Below are 16426 nucleotides of genomic sequence, written 5' to 3'. Positions count from 1 at the left end.
CGTCCGACTCAACACCCCTCCCGACGAACCTGCGAGCATGGACCTCACCACGCTCGTCGACCGCTTCGACGCGGAACTCAGAACCGCGGACTTCGCCGACCTGGACGCCAGCGCAAACGGCCTCCAGGTCGGCCCCGAGGAACAGACGGTCGAGCGCGTCGCCTTCGCCGTCGACGCCGCTCGAGAGACGATCGACGCTGCCGCAGACGCGGGCGCGGACGTACTCGTCACTCACCACGGTCTCTCCTGGGGCGGGTTCGAGCGCGTCACCGGACGGACCTACGACCGCCTCGAGTCCCTGATCGAGCACGATCTGGCGCTCTACGTCTCCCACCTCCCCCTGGACGGCCACCAGGAACTGGGGAACGCCGCCGGCGTGGCCGACGTGCTCGACCTCGAGGAGTGCCGACCGTTCGGCGCATACGGGCCGGAGTACATCGGCCAGCGAGGGCGCGCGGCCGAGTCGTACGCGCCAGAGGAGCTCCGAGGGACGCTCGAGTCGGCCCTCGAGACCGGCGGACAGCCGGTACAACTTCTCGAATTTGGTCCCGACGAAATCGAGAACGTCGCCATCGTCACCGGATCCGGCGTCGACTGGCTCGAGGAGGCTGTCGATGCCGGCGCCGACGCACTCGTCACCGGCGAAGGGAAACAGCAGGTCTACCACGAGGCGAAGGAAGCGGGAGTACACGTCGTCCTGGCTGGACACTACGCCACCGAGACGTTCGGCGTCCGGTCGTTGCAGGAACTGGTCGAGGAGTGGGGCCTCGAGACGACCTTCCTGGAGGCGCCGACTGGGCTGTGAGCAGGTGAGGCAGCGACGAGCGCGCCCGCGACGACCAATTAGCTCGCCAACCATTGCATCGAATTTCGGTTCGTTTCTGCCGTCGCTGTTCCGGCACTCGACATCGACTCGAGGGGGCGACGGCCCCACACGACAGGTTCTCGGGCCCGTTAATTCCCTCCTACTCCTTCGAACGGCGACCAGTCTCCGGTGAAGGGGGTCGCTACCCGGGAAGCGAGGCGAGGAGTTGGCTGACCGGATACGGGGCCTGTCACTCGGCTGATCGGTGATGGAGTTCGGTTTGGGACCTGTTACTCGAGCGGTTCTCACATCTCCGTTCGGTCAGCGAGGGTGGCAATCTCGCGTGCGAGACGGTTCGCTCCGAATGAACCTCGTGAAAATCGGTAGTTCATCGATTACAAACTGTCAATCTCGTGGAGGTGTACTCACTCTGGGGGCGATCCCCCGGGAGACTACGATGACAGACGAACGATCCATCACGAGACGGGACAGCCTCAAACGAATCGCCGCCTCCGGCGCGCTCCTCGGTGGCACCGGCTTCGCCACCGGAACCGTGAGCGCGGGCGAAGGGATGGCCGACAACATCAGGCTCGTGGCCAGTTGCTACGAGGAAGACCGATCGAAGTTCCGCGTCGACAACCACAACAAGAAGACGGTGAAAGTCACCTGGGACGTCTACGGAACCGACCAGTCCGGCTCGCTCAAAGTGTCCGGCAAGGACTCGGCGTACTTCTGGGTCGACGCCGACCACGGCGACGCGACAGTCAGGCTCTTCTACGACGGCGAGCAGATCGACGTCAAACACGCTAACGACCAGAAGGTGTGCGCGCCCGAAGATCCGAAGGAAGCGATCGACCTCGAGCCCGCGTGTTACATCGACGAGCGTGTCTACAACGGCGAGAACGACGTCTCGGTCGACCCCGACGGCACCTGCGACGACGCGACGTACTGCTTCACGCTCACGGTCGGGGACGACGCCGACGGGAACTCGCTGAACGAGATCGAGGCCGACTTCTGTGGAAGCGGCGTCGACATATCGAACGTTGGCGACGAGGACGTGTCGGTCGAGCTCAATGGTGACGACGTGACCGACGACCTGGACGAGGTCGACGATGACGACGACGGCCAGACGCTCACGCTCACCTTCGGCGGCAGCTACGACCTCGAGGAGGGCGACGAAATTCGGGTCTGCCTCGACGACGTCAAGAACCCGGCCGAAGCGGGCGTCTACACCGCGCGGTTCACGCTGAACGACGAGGAGTCGTCGGTGAGCGCGTTCACGATCGGCGACGTCGATGACGGCTCGAAAGGGAAGAAAAAGAAGAAGGGCGACCACTTCCCCGGAATGGCGAAGTTCTGCGTCCACAACGAGTTCTACGAGGACGTCGAGGTCGTCTGGCGCAGCACCTACATGCACCAGTCGGGCCTCCTGACGATCCCTGCACGCGGCAAGCGGTGCTTCTGGGCCGACCTCGACAAGAAGGGAAAAGCCCACGTCAAACTGCTCTACGACGACGAGCAGGTCGACGAGGCCGATGCCAACACCGACGAACTTTGCACGCCGAACCCGCACAAGATCCGGTTTCGGGCGGTCTGCCACGAGAACGGCCGTGCACGCTTCCGCGTGTTCAACTACAACCAGCAGACGGTGCCCGTGTCCTGGTCGGTCGACGACGATGACGATGACGACTGCGGGTACGACGGCTCCGGTTACGTCCCCGCGATGGACTCGTTGGATTTCTGGGTCGACATCGACGACGATGACGACGACGTGACCCTCTCGTACCTCGGCGAGGAACTCGACACCGACGTGGTCGCTGAGAAGGTCTGTGGCCCCGAAAACCCCAAAGAGGCCATCGACCTCGACGGGCTCTGCTATCGGCCCGGAAAGGGCAAGAAGCCAGGGAAGGCCAGGTTCGCTATCCACAACTGCTACGACTACAAGGTCCGGGTAACCTGGAAGAGCGCCTACACCAAGGAAGCCGACACGATCAAACTCGACGTCGGCGAGACCCACTACTTCTGGGTCGACCTCGACAAGAAGGGGAAGGCGATGGTCAACCTCTACTTCAACAACAAGAAGATCGACGAGGCCGACGCCGATACCGACACGCTGTGTGAGGAGTACGACGACTGACCTGACGCGAACGCCGACGGTTCCCACGCTTCGTTAATTTTTTGACGCAGACTCGACGTGCGAGCTGCGAGGCGCGAACCGCGAGCCGTGCGGCTCCCAGTTCAGACTGAACCGCTCGAGACCGACGACCAGAACCGTCGAGAACGCGGGTGAGATTCGACGCAACTGTCGTGCGGGAAATCGCGGCGTTGAAACGACTGGCTCCCCCAGGCTCGAGTATGACTGGCGACGAGGCCCCCGACCACGATCACGGTCACGACCATGGTCACGATCACGACGGTCGTGACGCGGAACACGAGGCCGACTACCACGAACCCGAACGAGAGACATTCGCCCACGACCCCGTCGGCCACGCCGAAGTCCGTTCCGGGATGTCCGTCGACGACCTCGCGAGCCAGTACGGGCGCGCGGGCGTCGGTGCGGCGAACCTCCACGAGGCAATCGACGTCACGAGCGCCATGTTCGACGACGACGTCACCGTCTTCTTCGGCCTCGCGGGCGCGATGGTTCCGACAGGGATGCGCAAAATCGTCTCTGACCTCGTTCGCGACGGGTACGTCGACGCCCTGGTGACGACCGGGGCAAACCTCACCCACGATTCGATCGAGGCCATCGGCGGCAAACACCATCACGGTGCCGTCCACACGGAGGGCAAGACCGAACGCGAACACGACGAAAGCCTTCGGGAGGAGGGTGTCGACCGAATCTACAACGTCTACCTCCCCCAGGAACACTTCGCGGAGTTCGAGAGCCACCTCCGCGAAGAGGTCTTTCCCGTTCTCGAGTCCGAGTGCGAAGACGAAGGGTCGGTCTCGATCGAACGGCTGACCCGCGAACTCGGTCGGGCGAACGCGGACGTGAACGAGCGAGACGGCGTCGAGGAGGATCCCGGTCTCGCGGCGGCGGCCTACGAGAACGACGTACCGATCTACTGTCCCGCGGTCCAGGATTCGGTGCTGGGACTCCAGGCCTGGATGTACTCCCAGACGACTGCCTTCTCACTCGACGCGCTGGGGGACATGACCGGCCTGACGGACCTCGCGTTCGAGGCGGACGAGGCCGGCGCGTTCGTCGTCGGTGGCGGGGTGCCGAAGAACTTCACCCTCCAGACGATGCTGGTCACCCCGCGAGCCTACGACTACGCCGTTCAACTGACGATGGACCCGCCCCAGACCGGCGGACTCTCCGGGGCGACCCTCGACGAAGCCAGGTCGTGGGGGAAACTCGAGCCAGAGGCTCAAAATGTGTCGGTGTACGCTGACGCGACCATTACGCTGCCGCTGGTCGTGGCGGCGGCGCGCGATCGCGTCGAATAAATCGCCTCGGTCTCGAGTGACAGGCAATTCCCGGACGAGGCAATTTTGGTGGTCAAGCCGTGGAGCGTGGGGGCCGAGTGGTCAGGTAGGGGTTTACGAACCACGACGGGCGGTCAGCGCCGATCTTCGGGGATGAAATCGGCCGTCTTCATCTCGCGGTAGGTCGAACAGTCCGGGCACGCGTGGACGTCGTCTCGGTTGTCGCCGAACACGCGGGCGAACTGCCGGGTCACCCGGTTGCCACAGTTCAGGCACTCGGGTGTAGTCGTGGTCGCCGCCTCTCGAGACGCCATCGGGGTCCACTGCGTTGGTTCAGTCGACATCAACAGCCTCTTTCGACGTTAGGGTATTTACTATAGGTCGCCTAACGAATGAAATCGGCTGCAAGGGTTTCAAAACGCCGTGCAAGTCTCGAATAGGACAGTGTCCCGAAATCCGGACAATCAACCGACGATGGACGTGTAATGGATCGTTATTCACACGTAATACGAAATTAGTCGCGGGATAGACAGCCACCAGTCGATCGAGTGGTGTCCGCCGTTTTCGGGGCGAACGGACGCGAAGGAACCCGATGCGGCCAGTTGCAACACTCGGGAAAACGGATGCGAACCGTTCACCCAATCGTGCTCGCTCGGGCGGTGGTTCGATCTCGACGCCGGACCGAAGCGCTCGACGGAACGTCCTCGCACCTCCTTCGCTGAACGACGTCCTCGAGAGTCGGTCACGTTCCCATCGGGTGATCGTTTGACATCCTCCCCGCCCTGAAGGGCGAGGATTCCCGAGCGTTGGGATATTATGGTTTGCAGTCTACCACTTGGTCACGCGGTAAGAATCCGCGTGTCAAGTCGTGAAGGTAGACTCCGGGCTGTGCCAACCAGCCGGTACTCCTATCCTCGTCCAAACTGGCCGAAGACTCGGAGTTACTTTGATTAATGTCGAGACGGATATTCTCCGCCCCATTCACGTCGGCGTTGAACGCATCATCGTGTTCGTCGCACACGTACAGGCCGCGTTCAACGCGCTGACTATCGACTTTCCTGCCGCATACGCAACACGTCTTGCTCGTGTCGCGTTCGGATACTTCTACGACCTCGATGCCCTCGACTTTCGCTTTGTAAGTGAGTATCTTCGTGAAGCGGTCGAACGCCCACCCGTGCAAGTCAAGGTTGCCGTGCCGACCCCAGCTTTTCGACTCACCGTTCTCGTCCTCTCGAATACCGTTGAGTTTACCGATGTTGATGCGCCCCACTCCTCTCTCAATACACCGTTCGACGATGTGTTTGGCGAGACTGTGGAAGAAGTGGGTGCGGCGCTCCGACCACTTCGCGTGCAGACGAGTAGCTTCTTTACCGCCCGAGTCGTCGCACTTGGCGATTTCTTTCGGGAAGTAGTACCCGTCTTGCTTCAAGCGGTTGCCGGGATAGAGGTCGGATTCCTCGGTGCTGTATGCGACGGCGGCGAAGTTGCAGATGCCGAGGTCGATGCCCGCCGTCTCGGTGCCGGGTGCGTCGGGTGTCTCCACTTCGTGTTTGCAGACAAGGTGGAGTTCCCACCGCTGTTTCGACTTGCTGTAGACGGCCCTGACTTGTTGCAGGTTTTCAACCGTGACCTCGGGACGAGTCTCGTACTCGACGAGGATGTAGTCCCAGTCTCGCGGGTGGTTTTGTGGTTCGCGCCCTTCGAGAGGCGGACGCGATTGTGTTTCGAGTCGTGACGGATGCCTTTCTGCTTCCACGTCACGGTGGAACGCGGGTGTTCTTCGTGGACGCGGTTGTCGTTGTCGTCGTAGTAGTTTTTCTTGCGGTAGCCGGGCGGATTCGCACGAGAGTCGTTCTTGCGTTTGCCATACCACGAGTTGAAGGCTTCAGCGAGTTCCTCCAGAACGCGCTGACTGGACTGGCTGTGCAGTCCCTTGTATTTGGTGTGACCTTTCAACTCGCGCTTCAAGTCCGAATCGTCGGGAATCTCGCCAGTTTCCTCCCACACTTGCCGGGAGTGATGGTTCGCAACGTTCCACGGTTTCGATGCACTCCATGCGTGCAGGTCGAGCATCCGCTCCACTGGTGAGTGGTTGCGGATTTTCGCCCGATATGTGCGGTGGACGTACATTCGTGAAACGTCTCCATAACCAGTTATGGTGCCTTTTATTGTGAATGTTTGGGCTGGTACGTGGAATATCCAGCCGTGCAGTCATCGGTGGGTAGTGTCATCCAGTGACGGCGCGTATCCCCACCGTGAACGGCGAGGTTTTGCACCTTCTCATCCCATAACCCGTATAGTTATCCGTGAATTCGTATAACCCGTAGGTACTGATGAAAGCCGTGATTCTCGCTGCTGGAGAGGGGACCCGGATTCGTCCGCTCTCGGGCGAGTTGCCGAAACCGATGCTCCCGGTTGCCGATCGCCCGCTACTCGGCCACACCGTCGATACCGCCATCGACGCCGGAGCCGACGAAATCGTTCTGGTAATCGGGTACGAGGCCGATGCGGTCCGCTCGCATTTCGGCACGGAGTACCGTTCGACGCCGATTCGCTACGCCGTCCAGGAGTCCCAGGAGGGAACTGCCCACGCTGTCAACGCGGCGCGCGATCACCTCGAGGGTCCCTTCGCCGTCCTCAACGGGGACAACCTCTACGATCAGGCGGCCATCGACGAATTATTCACTCGCTGTCCTGCCGTCTGTGCGATCGAAGTCGAGGAACCCCAGCACTACGGCGTGCTCAGCACCGACGACGAGAGCGTCACGGACATCGTCGAAAAGCCGGAGAACCCGCCCACCAACCTCGCCAACGCCGGGGCTTACGCCTTCCCCGCCGAGGCGAAAGCGTGGCTCGAGGTCCCCGAGAGCGAGCGCGGCGAGTACGAGATCACGGACGTGCTTGCGACCGTAATCGACGAGTTCGACGTCACGCCCGTGGTCGTCGACCGCTGGCTCGACGTCGGCCGCCCGTGGGAGTTGCTCGAGGCCAACGAGTGGAAACTCGGCGAACTCGATCCCCGGATCGACGGCGACGTGAGTGAGGACGCCGTGCTCGAGGGGCCGGTCGTGGTCGAGGAGGGCGCGAAGATCCGCGCCGGCGTCGTGATCGAGGGGCCGGCACTGATCCGCGAGGGGGCAACCGTGGGTCCGAACGCCTACATTCGCGGCTCGACGCTCGTCGGCGAGGGCGCGAAAGTCGGCCACGCAGTCGAGGTGAAAAACAGCGTCCTCTCGGCGGGAGCGACCGTGGGTCACCTCTCGTACGTGGGCGACAGCGTCCTCGGGGAGAACGTGAACTTCGGTGCCGGGACGAACGTCGCGAACCTGCGCCACGACGGCGAGGATGTCCGGTTCACCGTAAAAGGAGAGCGCGTCTCAACCGGTCGCCGAAAGTTCGGCGTCGTCGCGGGTGACGAGGTCAAAACGGGTATCAACACCAGCCTGACACCGGGGTTGAAGCTCTCCGCTGGTGCCACGAGCTATCCTGGAGAGACCGTCGACCGGGATCGATAACCAGCAGGCGGCAGTCGACCGGAATCGATAACCAGCAGGCGGCAGTCGACCAGGACCGATACCCACGGATAGCTCTCGACGTATATCGAGTCATAGGCTACCGAGGTGTACAGGTCCAGTACCCCGTCGTGGCGGTCGAGTCCGACGCACCGCGTGTCGACGCCCCTCGAGTCCGACGCGAACCGGCGGGCGCGTCTCTGTGTTTCTCTCTCGAGTGTCTCGTTATATGATACCACGAGCCACCGATACGTTATACCGCTGGAGTTCGTAGTGATGGTGTGAGCGAAGAACACCAACGACGCAATTTGCGGATGCCCAACGATGACGAAGTGTTCGCCGTGGTCACCGAACACCTCGGCGGCAACCACGTCCGACTCCAGTGTGAGGACGGCAAGACCCGTCTCGGCCGTATTCCCGGCCGTATGAAGTACCGGACCTGGATCAACGAGGACGACATCGTCGTCGCCGAACCCTGGGACTGGCAGGACGAGAAGGCGACGATCGAGTGGCGCTACACCGGCCAGGACGCCGACCAGCTGCGCCGCGAAGGGCACATCGACTGAGTGTTTTCGCTGACGGTACTCGCTGGCTCACCTCGAGAGCGGTGCGTCCCCTGTCGGTAGCCGCACGTCGCTCGATGAAAAACGTCGAAACCGGCCGTCCATAACGGACAGAAGCGATTGCTATCGTTTTTATAGTATCCCAGAGATTCGACGAGACCACCTCGGCGATCGACGAACCTGAAAGCGCTCTTTGAGCTAGACGAAGGCACTTATCCCGACGCCGAATGGATTCCAGTATGACACGATCGACGCGCCGAGCGGTTTTACTCGGGCTGGGGACGATTTCACTGGCCGGCTGTCTGAGCGATAGCGACGAAAAACCCGGGGACGGAACCGGCGTATACGATCCAGGAACCGGTGGGAACGAGACGACGGATGGCCAGAACGGCAGTGAATCCGGCGGCGAAAATACCGACTCTCTCGAGGACCTGGCTCCGGTTTGGACGTACGAGGTAGGCACGTGGCTCGACACTGCGGTCGACGGCGTCGTTTACGGGCGGGAAGACTTTATGCACGGAAGCGGTGGCTTCGTCGCCCTCGAGGCCGAAACTGGAGACCGTCTATGGGCCTATGGTGAGGCGAACGGGTACTCTTCGTTCACTCGTCCGCTCGTCGACGACGGTCTCTACGCTGGCTACGGTGACGACGCGATAGGAAGTGGTAGTGGCCGACTCCACGCGCTCGATCTCGACGGCACTGAACGCTGGACGCTCGATACCGGAAGCGTCTATCACCAGCCCCGCCTGTGGAACGGGACAATCTACGTCGGGAGCGACGACGGGAACGTGTGGGCCGTCGACGCCGAGAGCGGAGACACTGTCTGGTCGAAATCCGTCGATGGGGAGGACGATCACCCGGTCGATCCTCGCGTCGAGGCCGTCGCGGACGGTGTCGTCTACGTCACGAAGTACGGCGAGTTCCTGGCCTTCGAGGCCGACACTGGCGACGAACAGTGGCACCACGACCTCGGTGATGACCGAGTGCGGACGTTTCACCTCGCTGATGACGGCGACGGAACCACCGATCCGGAAGCGATCTACTACAGCACCTACGACGCCGTGGGACGACTCACAAACGGCGAATCCGACTGGACGACGACACTCGAGAGTGCTGTCGCAGTCCACGCGCTCGAGGACGATTCCCTGGTCGTGACGTTCGGCTACGCGATAGGCGTACTCGACCCCGCGGATGGAAACCTCCGGTGGTCGATCGAACGAGAAGAGAAGGGTTCCCTCGCCCTGACCGCAGACGGCATACTCCTCGCCACGGACGAAAACGAGGTTAGTCTCCGAAGCCTCGACGGGAGCGAGCGATGGACGACGCCGATCGAGAACGAGATCGAGCGGCTGTACCCTGCCCAGGATGCGCTGTACGTCGTGACCGAAACCGGACTCGTTCGACTGACTCGAGCGGGCGAAATTGAGGCTACTGCGTCGATTCCCGACGTCAGGAGCCTGGTCGTCGACGACCTCGTGATCGTCGGCGCGCGAGAGAAGACCTACGGACTCGAGCGGAGTCTCGAGTAATCGTGGCGTAATAGCAAACGCGAGGACGCGAGGAACGAACCGACTATTCGACCGTGACGCTCTTCGCCAGATTCCGAGGCTTGTCGATCGGTCGCCCCAACGCATTCGCCGCGTGGTAGGACACCAGCTGGAGCTGGACGTTCGCGAGCAGGCCCGCCAGGTCCGGATCGACGTCCGGAATCTCGAGGTGGGCGTCCGCGATGTTCAGCGCACGGTGGCCCTCGGGACACACCGCAATCACCGGCGCGCCCCGCGTCTGGGCTTCCTCGGCGTTGTTCAGTACTTTCTCGTCCTCCTCACCGGTGAAGATCGCGAACACCGGCGTCTCTGAGGTGACGAGCGCCAGCGGCCCGTGTTTGAGTTCGCCCGAGGCGAATCCCTCGGCGTGCTCGTAGGTGATCTCCTTGAACTTCAGCGCACCCTCGAGCGCGACCGGGAACCCAAGACCGCGACCGATGAAGAAGAACGACTGGCTGTCGAGGTACCGCTCGGCGAGGTCCCTCGAGTCGTCGTCCTGGAGGACCGATTCGATCGTCTCCGGGAGCGCCGAGACGTCCTCGAGCAGCGCCTCCAGGTTCGCTCGCTGTTCGCCGACGACGTCGCCGGTCACCCGCTGGGCGAGCAACAGGAGCATGACGGCTTGGGAGGAGAACGTCTTCGTCGCGGCGACGCCGATTTCGGGGCCGGCGCGGATGAGAAGCGTGTCGTCGGCCAGTCGCGCGGCCGTCGAGCCGACCACGTTCGTCACGGTCAGCAGTCGGGCGCCGTCGGCCGCCGCCTGGCGCATCGCCGAGAGGGTGTCCGCGGTCTCGCCACTCTGGGTGACGGCGATCACGAGCGTGTCCTCGTCTACGGGAGGAGCACTTACACCGTACTCGTTGGCGAGGTGGGCGCTCGTCTGGACGCCGGCACAGTTCATCGCGATCGATCCATAGAGGGCGGCGTGATAGGACGTCCCGCAGGCGACGAACTGGACGCGTTCGATTCCCTCGAACGTCCCCGGTGGGAACGACTCGAGGGCGACGTCGCCGGCCTCGTGGTCGATCCGGCCCTCGATGGCCTGGCTGAGCGAGGTGCCCTGCTCGTAAATCTCCTTGAGCATGAAGTGGTCGTACTCGCCCTTGCCGGCCTGCTCGGGGTCCCAGTTCACCGTCTCGGCCTCGCGTTCGATGTCGTTGCCCTCGAGGTCCGTGAACTCGATGCCGTCGGGGCGGACGACGACCACGTCGCCGTCTTCGAGGTAGACGACGCTATCGGTGTACTCGAGGAACGCGGGGACGTCGCTGGCGAGGAAGTAGCCCTCCTCGTCGAGGCCGACGACCAGCGGCGAGCCCTGCCGGGCGGCGTAGATGACGTGATCGTTGGCGACCATCGCGGCCACCGCGTAGCTTCCATCGAGGTCCTCGATGGCCTGCCGGAACGCCGCCTCGGCGTCGGCGCCCTCGTCGAAGTACGACTGGATGAGGTGCGGGATGACCTCGGTGTCGGTGTCGCTCGTGAACTCGTGGCCATTGGCTTCGAGGTCGGCTTTCAGTTCGGCGTAGTTCTCGATGATGCCGTTGTGAACGACGGCGACGTCCTGGGTCGAATCGGTGTGGGGATGGGCGTTCTCGTCGGTCGGCGGCCCGTGGGTGGACCAGCGGGTGTGGCCGATGCCGACCTCGCCGTGGAGATCGTCGCTGTCGATCGTCCGTTTCAGTTCGTCGACCTTCCCGGAGCGCTTCTGGACCTTGATTCCGGAGCCGTTCTGGACCGCGACTCCGGCCGAGTCGTAGCCGCGATACTCGAGGTTCTCGAGGCCGGTCAGCAGGGTATCGATCGCCTGGTCGGTTCCCACGCGTCCGATGATGCCACACATCAGTGGCTCACCTCGTTGGCCGCGGGAGTCTGCCGGGTTCGAGAGAGATACGCGGAGCGGTTTCGGGGGGAGCCGCCACGGGTCGCTCGGACCGTCAAACGATGCACTGTCATAGCGCTACAAAGCGGCGCTCGACCCATTACTATAGATCCACTAACGCGGTCGATAGTCACCACGTACTCTCTCCACCGACTGATACGTCGTGAACCGGCGTCCAACCGGCGAAAGTGCCGTCTTTCGACGTAGATGGAATTATTTCACGAGATGGGAGAGAATTCTGCCGGCGCAGACGGTCCTTTCCATCGGTATGTTCACCCATCGTGTCTGCGGCAACGGTTTTGGGCTGACTACACGGTCTATAACACAGTCAATAACCCAGTCTATAATCGGACTCGATCGACTCGGACCCGAGCCCTAGAGCGACGTCTCACACAGTTCGGTCACCGCCCGCCGGAGCCGCTGGGAGACGGCGGACTTCGAGATACCCAGCGTCTCGGCGAGTTCGTCCTGTGAGATGCCGCGCGGAACGTCGAAGTAGCCCTCTTCGTAGGCGACGCTCAGGAGTTCTTCCTGCTTTTCGGTCAGCCCGATTGCAGTCGTCTCGTTCGCTTTCGCCAGGCGCAAGTGGTTTACGTGAAACGAGATTTCTCGCCGCCGACAGGACTGGTTGAACGCTAGTAAGCTATCGCGGTCGGGAAAGCGCGTTCGAAGCACCCAGCCGGTCTGTCCGCTCGAGAGCTCCAGAACGCGGCCGCCGGCTTCGACGACCTGGCTCGTGAATCGAACGGCTCGATCGGTAACTGTGGCCCGATACACCCGTTTTCGTGGGTACCGTTCGACCAGCGTCGGATTCGAGACCGTGGTATCGCGCGCGAGGGCGGTTTCGAGTTCGTCGAAGGGAGCGGCCTCGGCGACGAAGAAGATCACCGTGGTGCCGTCCTCGAGCTCGCTCGAGTACTCGAGGTCGACGCGGCCGCTGGAGAGCCGTCGAAGCGTCGGTCGGAGAATCAGCTCGTCGTGGTCGAGTTCGAGTTCGGCGACGATGCCGCCGTCGGCCTGAGACCGAAGCGGAACCGAATCGGCGTCGAGTGGGTTGGTGCTCATCGACGGACCACCCCGCACGGAGCGAGAGTCGGGTAATCGCCGCTTATCGCAAACAGGTACATCAAACGTGCATTTCGCCCCGAGTCACTTGGTGGTAGACGCTAAACCGTGAAACGGGCGATTAACGAAGCGCTAAACTGATTCATCCATCGACTCAAGTGACAATCACGGCTTGATGAGTAATCAGGAATTTCCGGCCGCGACGTGCGGTCCAGCGACGAGACGACGGCCCAAAATGTCGGGTCAGTCCGGCGACTGTTCGAACTCGCCCGCTTCGAACAGGAGTTCGTACACCTTTCGTTCGGCTATGCGCAAGTGTCGCGTGAACGTCGGCTGGGACACGTCGAGTAGGTCGGCAACCTCGCCGCCGGTGTGCTCACGCGGGGACTCGAAGTAGCCCGAGTAGTAGGCGAACCTGAGCGTCTCGAGTTGGCGTTCGGTCAGCTGATCTCTGACGCGATCCTCGAACGAGCCCGACGGACGGTCTCCGGACGAGACGACCCGTTTCGAACGAAGCTCGACGTCCGGCTCCCAGCGTTCGAGTCGGTCGACGAACGAGCGGACGCTGGTTCCGGGTGCGAGATCAACGACGAACGTCGGTCGCCGCTCGCGTCCGTCTATCGTTCGGAGGGTTCCACCGTGCGCACCAACCAGTCCGGCGAGCGTCTCGCCGGCGAGTCGAACCTCGACGTGGAGACGAGCGTCTCGCTCGCTCGATACGTCGAGCGCCTCGAGCCCTTCGATCCCGTCGGCAATCGAGCGAACGGTCGACGCTTCGAGGTCGTCGTCAGAAATCGAGCACACGACGGATGTCCCGCTCGGCCCCTCCGAGAGTGCCAGAAGGTCGACCCGGCATCGACAGCGTGTGGCGAGGGCGACGAGGGGATCACCCGGGGAGAGCCGTTCCGGCCGATCCTCAGACGCAGATAGAGATTGGTCTGTCCCGTCGTCGGCCGATGGAAGCGTGAACGTGAGTTCGAGTCGGTCCTCGGCGGTCAGGAACCGTCGGTACTCGCCGACAGCGAAGGCGAGTGAGAGGTGCGTTCGAAGGGTCTCGAGTCGCTCGAGCAGGTTGGACGTCACGGTGGCTGCCGAGACGGAGAGTGTCAGCACGCCGTATCGCCGGTCGTCGAACGACAGCGGGAGAGAGACGACGTCGATCGCCCCGTCCTCGGGGCCGTCGAACCGACCGCGACGGTCGGTTCGTCCCACCGTCCCCGGCGTTTTCCGATCGGCAGCGGGGACGTGGCTCACCGAATCAGACTCGATCGCTGCCGAGAGCGAGTCGCCGTCTTCCGCGAAGCCATCGGATCCCGCGACCGGCGGAGTCGAGACTGCCGATCCGGCGCTCGCGCGCTCGGTGACAGTTTCGGCCGCTGGATCGACGTCACCGAACCAGGCGCCGTCGATCCACTCGAGCCCCGCCAGGTCGGTGCAGAGTACCGACTCGGTGGCCCGACGATCCGAGGCGTCGGCCAGCGTGGACTCGAGTCCCTGGACGACCGTCTCGAGCTCACCCAGTCGGTCGCGATCCGCTTCGAGGCGATCGACCGTCTCCTCCAGCGCCTCGAGCGCGCGCCGGCGGTCCATCGTCTCGAGTTCCGTTGCGGCCAATGCCGTCATCCAATCGGTCGCCTCGACGTCCGTCGAATCGAGCGTCCGCAGGCCGAGTCCCGTGGCGACGACGACCCCGTGGTCACCGACCGGGGCGACGAACACCTGATCGGTCGCCACCGCCCCCGTTGCGAGCAGCGGGTCGAACGCTCTCGACTCGAGATAGCCGAGCGACGGTCCCGACAGCCGCCGCGGGTCGAGCGCCGGGACGTCCGCACAGTCGAGGGTCGGAAAGTGTACCGTTGGATCCGCGTCGGTCGGCGCGACGGCCGCCGGATAGAGTCGCTCACCGTCGAGCAGGTAACAGCAGGCGGCCGATGACGGGGTGAGTCCGAGGATGCCGTCGGCGAGGTGCTGGCTCACCACCGACGGCGAACTCGCCGACCGAAGCGCGCGACTCGTCCAGGAGAGGGTGGAAACGATGGTGTCGTCCGCCGACGGCGGCCGGTCGCCGAGCACGCAGAGCGCCGCCCGGTCTCGAGACAGCGACACGACGGTCGCCGAGACGGTTCGGTCGCCGTCTTCCGTTCGGACCGTCGCTTCGAAGGTGTCCGCGCGCCGTACCGTCGAGTCGCTCGCTCGACGTCGAATTCTGTCGCGCGTTCGCTGGTCGACCAGCGAGTCGAGCGTTCCGGCGAGCGGCACGTCATCGCCCAGCAGTTCTCGCGCGACCGAATTTGCCTCGAGCGTTCGCTCCGTTTCCCGGTCGAAGACGACGACGCCGATTCGGAGCGCCGCCGTCACTGCCTCGAGTGCTCGAGTCGTCTCGACGGCCGGGCCTGCCTCGTCGTCCGGTGACGCCTCGTCGCGATCGGTCGACGCACCCACGGCGATGGCCAGCACGCCCGATTCCGTAGGTGCGCCGACCCACTCGAGCGTCGATCCCTCCTCCTCCGGTGCCCCCTCCCCGTCGGGAGAGAGCGGCGTCCGAAACCGAACCGCTGACCCGCTTTCGCGAGCCTCCCGGAGGTGCCCGAGAATTACCTCGCGACGGTCCGCCGGCAGTGCCTCCTGGATCGAGGTCCGGGCTGTGGGATCGTCACCGAAGAGGACGCTGGCTTCGTCGGACGTTGCGACGATTCGCCACGCCTCGTCGACGGCGAACGCCGGGCGCTCGAGTGCACCGACCCAGGCTTCGACGTCGGTCCAGTCGGGCTCCGGCGCGGGACCGACGGTCAGAACGAGGCCGTCGTCGGGTGCCGGGTCGCCGCCTCTCACCGTCACGACGTGCGTTCGCCGCGTGCCGTCGGCATGGCGAAGCTGGACGGTTCGCGGTCCATCCAGGGCGTCCCCCGTCTCGCCTCTTCCCTCGTCCCCCGTCTCGCCTCTCCCCTCGTCTGCCCACGAGTTTCGTGCCGCCTCGAGCGCGCGCCGGATCGACCGTCGGTCGTCGTCCTGAACGACGTCCTCGACGGGTCGGCCGACGAGTTCGCTCGGCGTGTAGCCCAGCACAGCTTCGACGGAGGGCAGGGCGGACTCCACGGTGCCCGTCGAGTCGACCGCCAGAGCCGTCGCAGGTCCGTTCTCGAGAACGGCCCGCTCGAGCGCCGTCCAGGTCCGGCCGGCGGCCGACGACGATGACGCCTTTAAGATTGTTTCCACGCGTGCGCGAGCCTCCGCTCGCGGGGCGTCCGGATCGAGCACGTCCGTCGCCCCGGCCTCGAGCGCCGCCTCGGCGTTGGCACCGCCCGCGACCGCCAGGAGCGGACAGTCGGCGCGCTCGCGAACGCGTTCCAGATCGGCTGGCGGGAAGTCGAACGGATACACCAGACAGCCCGCCTGCGCGACCTCGAGGAACTCGAGTGCCGTCTGGAGGTCGGTCACCCGACGGACGGCCCCCGTGCCGAGGGCGTCCTGGAGCGTTCTCGCCGTCCCGCCGAGGCTATCGGTCGGGTCGATCACGAGGACTGGCGGCGTACCGCGAGACTCCAGGCCGCTGCGCTCGCTCACTGGAGTCACCTCCGACGCGATGGCGTCTGCGAGTCGTCTGGCCGTCCGGTCTCGTCAGT

General features: G+C 63.8%; 10 protein-coding genes and 1 pseudogene. 6 read left to right on the top strand and 5 right to left on the bottom strand.

The window, feature by feature from the left end:
• Positions 1 to 37: 37 nt before the first annotated feature.
• The 3 genes from NGM15_RS01080 to NGM15_RS01070 all read left to right on the top strand — a co-directional run bounded on the left by NGM15_RS01080 (position 38) and on the right by NGM15_RS01070 (position 4258).
• A complete protein-coding gene (locus NGM15_RS01080; protein WP_253434131.1) occupies positions 38 to 805 on the top strand; it encodes a Nif3-like dinuclear metal center hexameric protein in 768 nt (255 codons plus the stop codon).
• Positions 806 to 1262: 457 nt separating this feature from the next.
• Positions 1263 to 2942, top strand: coding sequence for a hypothetical protein (locus tag NGM15_RS01075; RefSeq protein ID WP_253434128.1), 1680 nt, complete (start codon positions 1263 to 1265; stop codon positions 2940 to 2942).
• 218 nt (positions 2943 to 3160) lie between these two features.
• On the top strand, positions 3161 to 4258 hold the full coding sequence (locus NGM15_RS01070) for a deoxyhypusine synthase (protein WP_253434125.1): 1098 nt from the start codon (positions 3161 to 3163) through the stop codon (positions 4256 to 4258).
• A gap of 113 nt (positions 4259 to 4371) precedes the next feature.
• On the opposite strand, the gene NGM15_RS01065 is transcribed toward NGM15_RS01070, so the two are convergent.
• A complete protein-coding gene (locus NGM15_RS01065) occupies positions 4372 to 4581 on the bottom strand; it encodes a DUF7563 family protein (protein ID WP_253434122.1) in 210 nt (69 codons plus the stop codon).
• Between the two features lie 470 nt (positions 4582 to 5051).
• Positions 5052 to 6367, bottom strand: a pseudogene (locus NGM15_RS01060) (RNA-guided endonuclease InsQ/TnpB family protein).
• Positions 6368 to 6570: 203 nt separating this feature from the next.
• Between NGM15_RS01060 and glmU the strand changes: the two are divergent.
• The 3 genes from glmU to NGM15_RS01045 all read left to right on the top strand — a co-directional run bounded on the left by glmU (position 6571) and on the right by NGM15_RS01045 (position 9841).
• Positions 6571 to 7752, top strand: coding sequence for a bifunctional sugar-1-phosphate nucleotidylyltransferase/acetyltransferase (gene glmU / locus NGM15_RS01055; protein ID WP_253434119.1), 1182 nt, complete (start codon positions 6571 to 6573; stop codon positions 7750 to 7752).
• Positions 7753 to 8030: 278 nt separating this feature from the next.
• Positions 8031 to 8315 carry a translation initiation factor eIF-1A gene (locus NGM15_RS01050; protein ID WP_256498884.1) on the top strand — a complete coding sequence of 95 codons (285 nt, stop codon included), beginning with the start codon at positions 8031 to 8033 and terminating at the stop codon, positions 8313 to 8315.
• Between the two features lie 236 nt (positions 8316 to 8551).
• The gene (locus NGM15_RS01045) at positions 8552 to 9841 is read left to right on the top strand and encodes a PQQ-like beta-propeller repeat protein (protein WP_253434116.1); all 1290 of its coding nucleotides are present in this window, start codon (positions 8552 to 8554) and stop codon (positions 9839 to 9841) included.
• 43 nt (positions 9842 to 9884) lie between these two features.
• Here the strand turns inward: NGM15_RS01045 and glmS are convergent, their stop codons facing one another.
• From glmS to NGM15_RS01030, 3 genes are all read right to left on the bottom strand, one after another.
• Positions 9885 to 11699, bottom strand: coding sequence for a glutamine--fructose-6-phosphate transaminase (isomerizing) (gene glmS, locus NGM15_RS01040; RefSeq protein WP_253434113.1), 1815 nt, complete (start codon positions 11697 to 11699; stop codon positions 9885 to 9887).
• A 414-nt stretch (positions 11700 to 12113) separates the two neighbouring features.
• The gene (locus tag NGM15_RS01035) at positions 12114 to 12803 is read right to left on the bottom strand and encodes a helix-turn-helix domain-containing protein (RefSeq protein WP_253434110.1); all 690 of its coding nucleotides are present in this window, start codon (positions 12801 to 12803) and stop codon (positions 12114 to 12116) included.
• A gap of 243 nt (positions 12804 to 13046) precedes the next feature.
• Positions 13047 to 16367, bottom strand: a complete 3321-nt coding sequence (locus NGM15_RS01030; protein WP_253434107.1) for a bacterio-opsin activator domain-containing protein — start codon at positions 16365 to 16367, stop codon at positions 13047 to 13049.
• Positions 16368 to 16426: the final 59 nt, after the last annotated feature.

This window comes from Natronosalvus halobius, from assembly GCF_024138145.1.
Taxonomy (GTDB): domain Archaea; phylum Halobacteriota; class Halobacteria; order Halobacteriales; family Natrialbaceae; genus Natronosalvus; species Natronosalvus halobius.
The sequence above is the reverse complement of the archived record's forward strand: the minus strand, read 5'-3'. Positions and strand labels throughout refer to the sequence as shown.

Excerpts from the sequence above, each read along its gene's own strand:
- NGM15_RS01075 (WP_253434128.1), top strand. The coding sequence starts at position 1,263 with ATGACAGACGAACGATCCATCACGAGACGGGACAGCCTCAAACGAATC.
- NGM15_RS01065 (WP_253434122.1), bottom strand. The coding sequence starts at position 4,581 with ATGTCGACTGAACCAACGCAGTGGACCCCGATGGCGTCTCGAGAGGCG.
- NGM15_RS01035 (WP_253434110.1), bottom strand. The coding sequence starts at position 12,803 with ATGAGCACCAACCCACTCGACGCCGATTCGGTTCCGCTTCGGTCTCAG.
- glmS (WP_253434113.1), bottom strand. The coding sequence starts at position 11,699 with ATGTGTGGCATCATCGGACGCGTGGGAACCGACCAGGCGATCGATACC.
- NGM15_RS01045 (WP_253434116.1), top strand. The coding sequence starts at position 8,552 with ATGACACGATCGACGCGCCGAGCGGTTTTACTCGGGCTGGGGACGATT.
- NGM15_RS01080 (WP_253434131.1), top strand. The coding sequence starts at position 38 with ATGGACCTCACCACGCTCGTCGACCGCTTCGACGCGGAACTCAGAACC.
- NGM15_RS01070 (WP_253434125.1), top strand. The coding sequence starts at position 3,161 with ATGACTGGCGACGAGGCCCCCGACCACGATCACGGTCACGACCATGGT.
- glmU (WP_253434119.1), top strand. The coding sequence starts at position 6,571 with ATGAAAGCCGTGATTCTCGCTGCTGGAGAGGGGACCCGGATTCGTCCG.